6 protein-coding genes are annotated in these 13,843 nt (G+C 66.0%); 3 read left to right on the forward strand and 3 right to left on the reverse strand.

Annotated features, from left to right (window positions below; translation table 11 throughout):
* Positions 1-350: 350 nt before the first annotated feature.
* Together M3B01_RS00005 and M3B01_RS00010 are read right to left on the reverse strand one after the other, a co-directional pair.
* Positions 351-1,385, reverse strand: a complete 1,035-nt coding sequence (locus tag M3B01_RS00005) for a RelA/SpoT domain-containing protein (RefSeq protein ID WP_259788775.1) — start codon at positions 1,383-1,385, stop codon at positions 351-353.
* A gap of 45 nt (positions 1,386-1,430) precedes the next feature.
* Positions 1,431-2,285, reverse strand: a complete 855-nt coding sequence (locus M3B01_RS00010) for a hypothetical protein (protein ID WP_259788776.1) — start codon at positions 2,283-2,285, stop codon at positions 1,431-1,433.
* Positions 2,286-2,544: 259 nt separating this feature from the next.
* Between M3B01_RS00010 and M3B01_RS00015 the strand changes: the two genes are divergently transcribed.
* The 3 genes from M3B01_RS00015 to M3B01_RS00025 all read left to right on the forward strand — a co-directional run bounded on the left by M3B01_RS00015 (position 2,545) and on the right by M3B01_RS00025 (position 12,529).
* On the forward strand, positions 2,545-4,584 hold the full coding sequence (locus M3B01_RS00015) for a hypothetical protein (RefSeq protein ID WP_259788777.1): 2,040 nt from the start codon (positions 2,545-2,547) through the stop codon (positions 4,582-4,584).
* 132 nt (positions 4,585-4,716) lie between these two features.
* Entirely contained in the window at positions 4,717-11,910 is a 7,194-nt protein-coding gene (locus M3B01_RS00020; RefSeq protein ID WP_259788778.1) for a DUF4011 domain-containing protein, read from the forward strand.
* A 1-nt stretch (position 11,911) separates the two neighbouring features.
* On the forward strand, positions 11,912-12,529 hold the full coding sequence (locus M3B01_RS00025; protein ID WP_259788779.1) for a DUF6642 family protein: 618 nt from the start codon (positions 11,912-11,914) through the stop codon (positions 12,527-12,529).
* Between the two features lie 17 nt (positions 12,530-12,546).
* Here the strand turns inward: M3B01_RS00025 and M3B01_RS00030 are convergent, their stop codons facing one another.
* Positions 12,547-13,689 carry a DNA cytosine methyltransferase gene (locus M3B01_RS00030; RefSeq protein ID WP_259788780.1) on the reverse strand — a complete coding sequence of 381 codons (1,143 nt, stop codon included), beginning with the start codon at positions 13,687-13,689 and terminating at the stop codon, positions 12,547-12,549.
* Between the last annotated feature and the right edge of the window lie 154 nt (positions 13,690-13,843).

Genomic DNA, 13,843 nt, shown 5'->3' on the forward strand with positions numbered 1-13,843 from the left:
GCAATGCCGTCGCCATCTTTGATGATCTCGATCTCGCTGCTCATGGCGTCCTCATCGTCGTAGGAGCGCCGAATTGCGGCGCGACAGCGACATTGTCGCGCAACGGTGTGACAGACGAGTGGGAGGAGTCCTTTGTTTTCTCGATAGCCCGCATCGCGGGGCTGATAGAGGTCCAAGTGGTCCCTGACTGCAACGCCGGTGGCAGGGCCTCGACCTGGCCTATTCGCAGGGCACTACGCCCATTCCCCACCCTCGTGTATCGCGTGTGTCTCGTCTCGAGAGAAGCTGAATAGACTCTTGAATCGGTTTTCGCGTGGAAGCCGCATCAATTGCTATTAAATCCGCCATAATCACCCATGTGTATAGCGGCGCATGTGGGCCGTAAAGCGACCTGAATCAATGAAGTAGTTTGGGTAGGCCGCTTTGATCTGAGAAATATTTCCACCCGCCACTAATACGGAGTCTTTGGAGGTCGAGCTGTCAGCTTCAAGTTGCCGATAGACCTGGTCTGCTGCCGACGCGTTGGCGTATTGCTTGACCTCAACTGAGTCATTCTCAAAGTCAAGCGACAAAATGTAGTAGATGCCTTTAGGGACAACACTTAGATCTTCGTCCATAGTCCGAGACCACTGCTCGATGCGTTCTACCAGACGTTTTCCATTTATGTCGCTAAGCTTTTTCCGAACATCTCTCGCCGAGGTTGGCGCCTTGTCTGGGATAGGCGCACCTTCTTCAATTGCCATGGCTGCGCTAGCATAGGAAAAAAAATAATCCCAGTCGGTGTCGAAAGAGTTCGGATCGGAGGCCTTAAGGCCAGCTTGCGCAAAAGTGTCAACGATCTCTACGGCCGTCGCCCAAGAGTGCATCAGTTGTGTCCGAAACTGAAGCTCCACGCAGTAGCCCCTATACTCCGGCCTCTTCGGTGAATCATACTTTCCTACGAAGTGTAGGCCTCGATAGCCATTTGTCTTTGGATTGTCAATATAATCATTCCGCAGACGAAATGAGAATGTGCGGTGCTTCCGGGGCGTTTCATAAACCTTTCGTAACCCCCTAACGTCATCAATTGTGGGCATGATTGCTCGGCATCCGCCGATGTCTTGCATACTGGCGACATCCCTTATGCGACCACCCTCAAGTTTGCCCACGATAGAGGGCATTCGTTTTAGGCGCTGAACTACCAGAGCCGCGGGCGATACCTGTTTTGCTCGAGTGTCAAGTGCCACACGTGCTGTAAGCATTGGCCAAGTGTGTGCGGCTCGAAACTGATCAACGAGCTGCTGCGCCTCTAGGGCCTCCAAGGTTCCGGTTGACGGACTGGCAATCAATGCCCCGGCCTTATTCAGTTTGCTCTTCGATGCATCGGGTGGCGTGGGGTAGCTCATGGTTGAACTATATGTGGTCGGGCGAACTAAACTTCTCCAATACGGTCAGAACGTCTCGTACGTGTCCCTGGCGACGATGAAGCCCTTCCCGGTGCGGGCGTTCCAGCACGTCATGCCGCTCTCCTCGCTGGTGCAGGCCACGTTCCCGCTCTTGGCGGAATCACCGTAGCTGAGCTCCTGGGTGGAGTCGCTGGCCAGGCTCTGCCCGCAGTCCAGCTGGGGGTCACCGTCGGCGCCCACGCGCACAGCGAAGGGCTCATCGTTGCTGCACTGGCCGTCGGTGTTGTTCTCCAGGCGGTGGTCGGCCATGCTGCAGGCCACGTCATCGCCCTCGAGGGTGCAGTGGATGTTGCCACTGGGGGAGACCAGGGCGTTCATCTCGATGGCACCCTCCGGCGCCGGGGAGACCTCCTCGACGGGTTCGCTGGGCTGTTCCTCGCTGGGCTGCTCTTCGCCCCCGCCTTCGGTCTGCTCTGCGGTGGGGGTGGTGGGGCGCTCGTAGCCGCCCTCCGCGGGCTTCAGCCACTGGTACCCCAGGAACGCCCCGAGTGCGAGCAGCAGCGCCAGCAGCAGGCACCCGCCGCAGGCCATCAGGTTGCGGGAACGGTTCGGGGTATCGTCACCGGAGGATGCGGCGGAGCCGGCGAACAAGTCCTCCGACGGGGGAGCGGCGCGGCCGGTGCCTCCTGCGGGGCCCGTAGCGGCGGTACGGCGCGGGGGCTGGGCCGACGACGCAGGCTGCCTGCCGCCGACGGGAGGCTGTGCGGGTACCGGCTTGGCGGCGGGGCCCTGGGGCACCACGCTCGGGCTGTTGATGCGCACGCCGGGTGCAGCCGGGCGCGGCTGGTTCTGCGAGGGCCGGGTATCTCCGGCTCCCGCCTGCGAGGAAGGCTCGGTCAAGAGCTACTCCTGTGCGTCGGGGATCGGGGCGGCGACCCTTAGGGGCCGTGCCGTCCTGCCCGCGGGCAGCGTCGGCATGCTAACCGTCCCTGCGCAGGATGGGGAGTGATCGGGGCGTGGCAGTGGGGCGGGTTACGCCGCCGAGACGGATTCATCCGGTGCAGATTTTGTGACTCCCGTGCGGGGGGCAAGACCGCTCTTCGATTGTCTGGGCCGGCCTCTAAGCTCCTGATGACAGATCACGATCAAGGAGCGATGCGTGGACGAGGCACAGACGGTCCCGGTGCGAGGGCGCAGGGCCGACACGACGGCCGTGGACCCCTCTGCCGTGGATCATCGCTATTACGACTTCCGCTCCCAGCTGCGGGTCGTCGACACCGGGGACTGGCTGGCCACGTTCGAGCAGATCACTCGTGACTGGCTGGAGGAGAAGGGCTATGGGGTCTCAGGTGGATACCCCTCAGTCCGCAAGGAGGAGGCATTCGACCTCCGTCTCGACCGGATACCTCTGGGTGCGGCCTTCGCGATTCGGTTGACCCTGGCTGAGCGTGGGGACCAAGGGGAGTGGCGCACAGAGCTCCTGGCCCTTGCCGACCCTGACGCAGGGAGCTGGATCAGCGCCACCGTCCGTAACTCCGAGGGCAGGTTCGCGAACCGTCCACGGGTGGTGCCGAGGTTGCTGGAGCGCATCGAGGTGCTCGACGGGCGCAGTGAGCTCGTCGACGACACCTGGGCGGTGCAGATCCAGCATCTGCAGGAATTCCTCCACGTGCTCGGTGACAGGGGGCGGCGGGCACCCGTGTTCGTCACGGCAGCCCCGCCCGGAGCTGATCTCGAGAAGGTCCGGCGATGGATGAGCGAGCGATCGCAGGAACTCGCCGGGCTCGCCCATTCCTACGTGCTCGATGCGAGCGCCAACGCTGCGCTCATGCAGGGTCTCGGGCCGTTCATGGGTGTTCGCCCCGGCACCATCCGGTCCTTCGCTCCGCGCCCGGTCGCGCACGATCCTACCGATGCGCTGCGACACCGCGTCATCGGTGCGGCCCGGCTGCAGGACTCGAGCCTTGGTGCTACGCGGGCGCTCGCCGGGCGCATTGCCCGGTTCGAGGCAGCCACGATCGTCGAACCTCTGGAGCTGCGGGAGGTTAGGCGTGCCTTCGACCGCAAGGCCGTGGACGACCGCTACCGTCGCTCCCCGGCACAGCGCGACTCCACGCCCCGGCAAGGACAGGAACGTCCGCCGGTGTGGACCCCGATCCCACAGGGCCCTTCGAGCCTGGTGCGGCCCGAGAGACCATTGCCGGTCACCCCGACCTCGTCGCCGGCAGGCGGCCCGAGCCCGGAGGTCGTCGAGGTACCGACGCCGGCCCCGGTCATCGAGTCGCCGCCACCCTCCCCTCGCACGCCGGCTCACCGGGCGCCAACGCCCGGGTCCCCTTCGACGCCATCACCGGGACCCGACCCCCGCCCGGGGGAGATTGCACCGGTCCCGGACGGGGCGCGGGAGTCCGTCGACGCACTGCTGGCATTCTTCTGCACCGACTCCGTCGACGACGTGATCACCGAGGTCCGCATGATGCGTGCCCTGCTGGACGAGGCCGCAGAGGATGCCCAGCGGCTTCTCGTCCAACGCGACCAACACGCCGATGTCGCACTGGAGCTCGAGCTCACTGTCGACGACCTCGAGCGGGAGCTCTCGAACGAGATCAATCGCAGGCGCACCGCGGAGCAGAACGCTCGAACTCTCACCATCTACCGCGAGCCCACAGCTGAGCCCTATGCACAGCCGGTCCACCCACTCGACCTGGAACAGCCCGAACAGTTCTCCGACATCCCGGAGGCCCTGGCCTCCCTGGACAGGTTCGTGGTGTTCACGGGGAAGCGGTCGGTCACCGAGGAACTGGACGAGTACGACCTCAACCATCTCGGGGCGAAGCGATGCTGGGAGGGCATCACCGCGCTGTTCGACTACGCGCGAGCGCGAGCCGACGGGGTGCATGACGGGAACCTGCACACATACCTGATGAGCACGCCGGAGGGTTACGCCGGGTTCCCGACATCTCAGTACGCACCCGTGGAGTCCGAGACGACGATGGGGCGCCGCGATCTGGCTGCCCAACGTCGGCTTCCGGTCCCCGCCGAGGTCGACCCGGGTGGGTACGTCACCATGTGGGCTCACCTGAAGCTGAAGCAGATCGGCCGCATCAGTCCCCGGCTGCACTTCCACGACGATGTCGCCGGCACCGGAAAGATCTATGTGGGTTACATCGGCAGGCATCTGGGGATCTCAGGCAGCTGAGTGTCACGTCTGAGTGACACGTCACCGGCGACCGGTTCCCGGACCTCTGTCTCCGGCTCCACCAGGACACCCACCAGTGGGAAGATGGACTGGCAAGTCTTCCCACCCACCCCGACGAAGCGGAGCAGATCAGTGCAGCCACAGAGCATCGACTTCGTGACCCGAGCGCTGTTCCAGGTCCTGCCGCAGTACCTGTATCCCTATGTCGAGGACCGCCTCCGTGAGCAGGGCATTGAGGACACCTGGGAGCTCGCGTTCACGAGGCCGGACCGGGAGAACGGGCATTCGGGGAAGACCTATGAACTTTCCGACCCCGCGGTCCAACTGAAGCTGTTGTTCTACAGGATCGCCGGTCGACCTTTGTTGCGAACCGCACCGGAGATCGCCGAGAAGGCCAAGGTGGTCCTGCGCCTGCGGAACACCTTCGCCCATCCCAGCGGCCCCATCGGCGTAGGGCATGCCACGACCGTACTGTTCGAGGTGAAAGGGCTCTTCGAGCTCCTGGACGTCGACGCGGCAGTGGAGGAGCTGGACGACCTGTTGGGGCACCTCCGGCGCCTCCAGGCCGACGGTGGCGGTGATGTGCCTCCGGACGAGGCGCATGAACCGACCTCCGAGGAGCGCACCGGGAGCGATCAGGCTTCCGCGGGTGACGAAGGCGATGACGCAGGCGATGGGTCGGTCGGTGAGGAGTCGGACACCGACGGCTCGAATGACGTGGATGATGTGGACGCCCCCGGGACACCCGCTGTCCCCGCCGCCGCGGACGTCTCGGAGGTAGCTGCGCCGGAGCGTGACGAGACCGCCACCGCGCTCGACTCCCTCACGATCGAGTTCGACACGGAGCTCGGGGACGTCCTCGCTTCCTCCACCATCCCCAAGCCACGCCTTCTCGTCCGGATGAGGATCGGCGGTGCAGTAGCGGACATCCCGATCCTGCGGGTGTCCATCGGCCTCATGGTCGACAACGACCGGCTCACCCTCGAGAACGATCAGGTCGTCTCCATCTCGGCCGGCGAGGAGTTCGAGGTGAGCGCCCAACTGGCCCTGGACCGTTCTGCCCTCATGCGGATCGAACAGATTGCCGATGCACAGATCGAGGTCGTGCTCTCCGCATCCGGTACGAAGCGCACGATCCGCCCGGAGAACAGTCGGTGCGAGGTCTACGGCCCACGCAACTGGCGCCTAGCACGGGACGGGGCGCCGGAGGCTACGCTGCCCGGCTTCGTACAGCCCCAACAGCCAGCGCTCGCGGAACTGCTCCGTGACGCGGCGGGGATCCTGGAGAAGCGGACGGGCAGCAGCGCCCTCGATGCCTACCAGTCCGGGCAGGAACGGACAGAAGCGATCGTCGATGCCATCGCACGGGCGGTGCACGCACGGAGGATCACCTACGCGAATCCGCCTGCGGCATGGGCGGAACATACGCAGAGGATCCGGTCGGCCGAGGAAGTCCTCACGGACCGGATGGGGACGTGCCTCGACACGACCGTGCTGATCGCGAGTGCACTGGAACAGGCGGGGATCGATACCCAGTTGTGGCTCCTGCCGGGGCACATCTTCGTCGGCTACTGGTTGAGGCAGGACCACCCCAGCGCGGGGGACGTCGCCCAGAACCCGGTGAGGGCGTCGAACGAGATCGACAGGGGAGAGCTGCGGCTCCTAGAGACCACCTCCCTCACCGATCCCAGGTATCCCGGGCTCGCGGAGCTCCATGCCGAGGCCCATCGCAGGGCAGGCGGGCAAGGAGCACCGACGGTGGACGCGGTTCTGGACATACGCGGTGCCAGGAAAGCCGGTATCTACCCCCTGCCGGTCCTCGCGATAGGTGCCGACGGCGAGGCCACCTACGTCGAATACCGGGCGGAGAAGCGTGATCTCGCCCAGCTGGTGAGGGAGAACCTCCCGGGAACAGCCCGCAAGGTGCAACGTGACACCGAAGTGCCGCCCCGGGTGGAGACCTGGAAGCGTGAGCTGCTGGACCTGTCGCTCCGAAACCGACTGATCAATCTCACCCCCCGGGCCGCGTATTCCCTCGCCATCCCCGACGAGGTCCAGGGTGCGTTCGAGGACATGTTGCATGCGGGCACGAGGTTCGCTCTGCAGGCGGACGGCGGCCTCTCCGCTCATCAAGCCGGGCGCCGGGTCGGGTACGGCACCGAACTCGATCCGCCGGTCCTTGCCGAGCGCCTCGTGGATGACCACAAGGTCACGATCAACATCGACGAGGACAACTACACGCGAGCACTCCAGAAGCTCGCCAGCACGGCACGCACCGTCGTGGAGGAGACTGGGTCCAACAACCTCTACCTCACACTGGGGACGCTGCACTGGAACACGGACGGCAAGGATCTCGTCTCGCCGCTCGTGCTGATCCCGATGACCATCACATCGAAGGGCCGGGGCACCACTTACGAGATCGCGCTGGACGAGACGGGCAGCTCCACCCCTAATCACTCCCTTCTGCAGCGCCTCGCTCATGACCTGGACTTGGCGATACCCGGTCTGGAGGACCCGGAGGCCGACGACGCCGGTATCGACCTCGATGCCGCCTTCCGAGCTGTGCGCAACGCGCTGACGGAACACCAGCTCCCGTTCCGCGTGGAGACGCGGGCCCATCTCGGGCTGTTCGACTTCGGGGGTTTCCGCCTGTGGAAGGACCTGGACGAGAACTGGCGGGCGGTGGTGCAGAACCCGCTGGTGCATCACCTGGTGCACCAGCCCTCCGAGCCCTTCGAGGACCCTGCCGGTGAGGCCGGGGCCCGTGATCTCGACAAGCTGGTCGCCGAGCTGCCCACCACGGCAGATGCCTCCCAGGCGCGCGTGGTGGCCGAAGCTGTGGCCGGTCGCACGATCGTTGTGGAAGGTCCTCCCGGGACCGGCAAGTCCCAGACCATCACCAACCTGATCGTGCAGGCCATGGTGGAGGGCAAGCGGGTGCTCTTCGTGGCGGAGAAGCAGGCCGCGCTGGAGGTGGTGAGCCGGCGCCTCACCGCGGCCGGCGTGTCCGACCTGGTGCTCAACCTCCATGACGTGAGCCTCAAGCCGACGGCGGTGAAGGCCAAGATCCGGTCCGCCCTGGACCTCGAGGCCACCTTTGACGAGGAGGGGCTGCAGGCCGACAGGCGAGCCCTGGATGCGAGACGCCAGGAGCTCGTCCACTACCGGCACGCCCTCCACACCAAGAACCCGGCGTCGATGTCCCTGTACTCGGCGCACACCCGGGAGCTCGCCGTCGGTGCGGGGATCCCCGCGCTCGAGGTTCCCGCCCATGTGATCCCCCGGCTCAGCCGCGACGAGCTCCGTGCGGTGGAGGCAGGTCTCACCGACATCGCTGCCGCCTCACGTGCGGTCGACGCCCGTGCCGATCACCCGTGGCGGATGTTCGGCGGTCCCATCACCTCGGGTAATGAAGGGCCGCTGGTCGATGCCGTACTCGCCTTGCGGGACCGGGTCGTCGGGACGGTGGAGGCCCACCGCCCTATGGTGGACGGTCTCGGGGACCCCGATCAGGCAGAGGCACTGGCAGACTTGATGTCGCACCAGGGGCTTCCCTGGGACCTCGTGGAAGCGATCTCGCAACCCCGATGGGAGCAGGCCGTTCGGGGTATCGAGGCTGAGTTGGAGCGGTTCCACTCCGTGCCCGTGGCCCCGCTGTCCGTCTACCACCCCGACGTGCTCACCGGCCCGCTCGATCAGGTACGAGCCGAGCTGTCCGAGGCCCGATCGGCCTTCCTCGGACGACGGGGCAAGATGCGCAGGGCCCTTGCGCCGCTGGCACGCTGGGAGCGCCCCGGCCTCACGATCCCGGACGAGTTCATCGAGCAGGCCGTCAACGAACTCCTGGACGTTCGTGACAGGGCGCTGCATCTGGTGCACTCGATGCGGACCGTCCCCGGCCTGCCCGAGCTTCCCCCGAACGCTCTGTTCGATCCCGCAGCGGTGCAGTTCGTCCGCGACCAGATCTCACGACTGCGAACCGCACGTGATGCGCGGGCGGCTGTCTCCAGCGGTCCGCTGGACGACGCGGTGAGGAGTGTGCCTGAGAGGGACCGTCCTAGCCTGGCACAGCACCTCCGTGAGATCGGCACCCTGTGGCGGAGGGTGGATGACACTGCCGGCAGGAGCTGGGTCGTCCCTCCGGGGCGCGCACCTCTCCCACAGCTCGTGGAGACACTCGAGGTGGGGACGACGGAGGAACTGACCCCTCGTGGCCTGGCCCTGTGGATGGGCCTCGAGAGGGCCGTGGAACCGCTGCGACGGATAGGGCTTGATTCCACGGCCTCCCAGATCCTCGACGGTGCTGTGGACCACGTGAACCTCCCGCTCGCCTTCGACAAGGGACTTGCGCAGGCCAGCTTCCGGGAGCGTGTGGAGGAGGGGAATCTGAGGTCCTTCGACGGGATGGCCCACAACAAGCTGATCGACGGGTTCGACACGCTCTCCCAGAGGGTGCGCGAGGGAGCACGCAGTGCGATCCGTGCACGGATCCTCGCCCATCGAGAGGCGAACTCCACCAAGGAGTCTAAGCGGAAGGCCAGTGACCTGCGCCGGGAGGTGTCTGGTCGGGCGCGAGCGCCGAAGATCCGGCCCCTGATCACCAGGTATGGCGAGGTGATCAGCCGTGCCATGCCGTGCGTCCTGGTCAGCCCGGAGTCCGCAGCCCGGTTCATCCCCCTCGGCGAACCGATGTTCGACATCGTCGTTTTCGACGAGGCCTCCCAGATCACGGTGCCGGCGGCGGTAGGGGCGATGGGTCGTGGCCGTAGCGTCGTCGTGGTCGGGGACTCCCGCCAGATGCCACCGACCCGGTTCGCTCAGCTGACCTCGGCCGTCGCCGAGGAGGACGCCGACGCCGACACGGTCCCGGACGAGGAATCGATCCTCGGGGAGTGCGTCGCGGCCAGGGTGGAGCGGCACTGGCTCAGCAACCACTACCGGTCCCGCACCGAGGAGCTCATCGCATTCTCCAATGAGCGGTACTACGAGAGCCGACTGGCGACCTTCCCCGGTCCACAGGCCGGACGCCCCAGTGATCAGGCCGACGAGGCTCCGGGCCGCAGCCGTCCTGGGGTACGCCTGCGGCGGGTGGAGGGGATCTTCCTGCGCGAGGACGCCCCGCGGAAGATGCGACGCACCAACCCCATCGAGGCCGAGGCCATCGTGGAGGACGTGCTCGCCCGGTTCGAGAACGCCGATGGAGAGCCCTCGATCGGCATCGTCACGTTCAACATGCAGCAGCGCGACCTGATTGAGACGCGCCTGCGTGAGCTCGGCGGTGACGACGTTCTCGAGTCGCTCGACGACCCGGACGGGCTGTTCGTCAAGAACCTCGAGAACGTGCAGGGGGACGAGCGGGACACGATCCTCTTCTCGATCGCCTTCTCCCCGAACGCGAAGGGGGAGGTGCCGCTCAACTTCGGGCCTCTCAACCGTGAGGGAGGGGAACGGCGCCTGAACGTTGCCATCACCCGGGCCCGTGAGGAGGTCGTCGTCTTCTCATCCTTCGACCCTGCTCAGTTGCATGCAGAGCGCTCGAACTCCGTGGGATTGCAGCACCTCCGCGACTACCTCGACCTGGCTGCACGCGGCGTCTCCACGCTGACGACCATCGCACAGCAGGGTGGTGCGGTGGATCGCCACCGCGAGGACGTCGCCGAGGCGCTCCGTTCCCGCGGTTTGCAGGTCAGGACCGCCATGGGGCTCTCCGGGTTCCGGGTGGACCTCGGCGTCGGTCCGGACGACGGTGACCTGGTGCTGGCGATCATGCTCGACGGTATGGCCTGGGCCGAACGCGCCACCACGGATGACCGGGAGCTCCTGCCGCGCAGCGTGCTCACGGGGGTGGCCGGCTGGCCTGCCGTGGAGAGGGTGTGGCTGCTGGACTGGATCGAGCGGCGTGAGCAGGTGCTGGACCGCCTGGTGGAACGCGTGGGACGTACGGTCGAGGAAATCGAGGCAGCCGAGGCTGCGGCCGCCGTAGCGATCGACAGCGACGAGGTCGCCGACGATCCCACCGGGAGCGAGACCGAGGCGGAGCCGCATGCAGTCCCCACTTCCGCGACGGCATCGCAGGACAGGTCCCCGGACTCGGACGATGAGGAGTACGTGGACCCGTGGCGCGTCACCCCTGGATCGACCGACGGACCCTCGTCCGAGTCCCACAGGATTCCGGACGAGGAGCCCCGGTACGCCACCCTCGGGAAGTCTGAGGAGGAGGCGGGGAACGGGCCGGTACAGACAGCGCCGGAGCCACGCGACCCGCGATCGACGAAGGCGTACCGTCCCTGGGCGGCCCCGGAGCAGGGCACCGTCGCCGACCTGGAGGCGGCTGCGGGCGATCCGGCCAGGGCAGCGCTGATGACGCGACTCCTGGTCTCGGCAGTGGCGGCGGAGTACCCGATCTCCACGGATCGGGTGGCCCGGCTCGTGATCGGATCGCTGGGGATGAAGAAGGTCCGGGCTGCCAGGATCGAGTCCTTGTGGCAGGTGGTGGACCGGCGGCAGGTCCGTACCGACGACGATGGTTACGTCTGGCCCACCGGCGTGGAGGCATCGGAGCTCACCGGTTACCGAGGACAGCCGCTGCGTCACCTGTCCATCGACGACCTGCACCCGTTGGAACTGCGAAATGTCATGCGCGAGACCCTTGGGCGCTCCCGATCGCAGGAGCAGGAGACCCTTCTCCGGGACGCGCTGGCACGGCTGGGTGGCACTCGCCTGACCGAGCACATCCGCAGTGTCCTTCTTCGGGCCTTGCAGGACGTCTCCACGGAGCAGGATGTCTCCTCGGGGCAGGACATCCCCACGGAACAACCTGGGACGGCTCGCAAAGCAGAGCAGGAGAGCGCCACCCCGTCCACGGTCACTGGGCGCCGGCGTGGGAGGCCGCGCATCGACCCCGAGCAGGAGATGCAGGAGATCGTCGATGCCCGCAGCCGAGCCACTGCGATGGCGAGGAACGGCGATCTCGATGGTGCAGCCGAGGAGTTCGAGGCGGTCAGGGCCCGTTTGACGAAGCGCCAGGCGCGCCTTCGAAAGGCAGGTCGCGACGGAGACGAACATGCAGCGACAGAGGCTCGGAGCACCCAGTTCTACCGGGGTGAGGTCTTCGGTGCTCTGGCCGACATCCGGGAGCAGCAGGGAGACGCCGAGACATCCTTCTACATGCACACGCTCGCCGCTCATGACGGGTTCCCCCCGTCCCTCGAACTGATCGCGGACCACGCCGAGGCCGACGGCCGCATCGCGTCCGCACTGATCCACCGGCAGGCAGCACAGCGCGGGCTGTTCCCGTGGGACCTGTATCCGTCTGCCGGGGACTGACATGAGCATCACCGTGGAACGGGAGTTCCCGGCCGGGATCTTCTGCCTGGAAGGGGAGTGGGAGGACGACCTCAGCGACAGACTGAGCGTGAGGCCGATCCTCGACCTGCTCAGGTCCCTGGGGGTCGCTACCTACATCCACCGTGACGCGGTCACCATCGGGGACTTCGAGCACTACCTCGGCAAGTGGATCGACGAGTACACGGAGTACAAGATCCTCTACCTGGCGATGCACGGGGGCAGCGGGGCCGTAGCCCTCGGCAAGGACTCGCTGTCACTCGATGAGCTCGGGTACATGCTCCAGGGTGCTTGCAAGGGTCGAGTCGTGTACTTCGGATCCTGCAGCACCTTGAAGCTGGAGCTGGCGGATTTGCAGGAGTTCGCGCGGATGACGGGCGCCAGAGCGGTCATCGGATACCGGCGAAACGTCCCCTGGTTGGAGACGGCCGCGTTCGAGGTGCTCCTGCTGGACCGCCTCGCACGGGGGATCCGCAGCGATGCCGTGTTCAACCGCCTGGTGAACGAGCACGAGAACCTCGCACGCACACTCGGCCTTGTCGTGGCTACGCGCTCCAAGGTGCACAAGGTGCCATTGAGGAGATCCCGCCCGAAGGGATGACGATCCCGGTCGGACGATCAGATGTGAGTGGCTGTCGAAACCTCGGCTGACGTGGCCAGGAAGGGTGCCAGGTGTTCCCCTATCCGCTTCCCCAGCGGGATCGGGACGGCATTACCGATCTGCTTGACGATCTGGGTGATCGGCCCGACGAACTGGTAATAGTCGGGGAAACCCTGGATTCGTGCGCCCTCGTGCGGTGACAGCGCCCTGTCGTGAACCGGGTGCAGATACCTGCCCTTCTCCGGCTTGTTGAACTCCGTCCGGATCGTCACCGACGGCTGCTCCCAACGCAGGCGCCCCATCACGTCCCCACTGCCCGTGGTGTGTTTCCTCCAGGCCGCGCACTTGAGGTCCTCGGGGAGGTCGAATCGGTTCCCGCCGTAGGGGATCTCCCGGAAACGGCGAAGCGACAGCTCCGAGTACGTGCGTGCGACGTGCAGTTCATCAGAGCGGTACGGACCGGGCAGGATTCGACCGTCGGGGAGGACGTGGGCGCGGTCGACGGGGAGTTCCCCGGGCATGGGGAAGCCCTTGATGACGTCGCGCAGTGTGAGCCACTGAGTCCGATCCACCTGGGGTTCGGGGAACCCGGGATCGACGAGATCGCGCCTGTGCCCGATGACGATCACGCGTCGACGGATCTGTGCGGTCCCGTACTCGGCAGCATTCACGAGGTGGGCCCGCATGGCGTAGTCCTCGAGTACCGCCCCTGGGCGGGTCATGTCCTCGAACATCGCGAACTGTGCGGATGAGTGGAACTGGGGCACGTTCTCGAGCACGAAGTACTGGGGGGTGCTTCGCACCACCGCTTCGGCGTAATGACGCCACAGGACGTTGCGTTCGTCGTCAATTCTGCGGGCTCCCAGAGCGGAGAACCCCTGACAAGGCGGTCCCCCGATCACCAGGTCCACCTCAGGTGTCGGTTCCGACGCGAGCCAGTCCTGGATGCTCCCGACGAACACCTCGGTATCGTGGTTGAGTGCGTAACCCGCAGCGGCGCGGGGTTCGAGTTCCACTGCCTTGACCGCTCGGTAGCGGGGATCGGCCTGTCGGAACCCTTCGGAAAGGCCGCCCACGCCTGCGAAGAGGTCCAGCATCCGGATGGTGCCGCGGGCGCGTACCTCGTCCGAGGAGGGGGGATGGGACGTAACAATGGCCACGACATCGGAGCCTAGCCGGCCCGACGCCCTCGGTGGCGGAACCGGCAGCAGTGACGACGATTGTCACGCCGTCGGAAAAGGTCCTCGAGACGTATCGGCGACTCGTCGAGAAGTCCTGAGCGCTCGGATTCCTCGTACTGGCCTTGTTCGTCAT

The sequence above is a fragment of the Brachybacterium sp. p3-SID957 genome (assembly GCF_025144775.1).
Taxonomy (GTDB): Bacteria; Actinomycetota; Actinomycetes; order Actinomycetales; family Dermabacteraceae; genus Brachybacterium; species Brachybacterium epidermidis.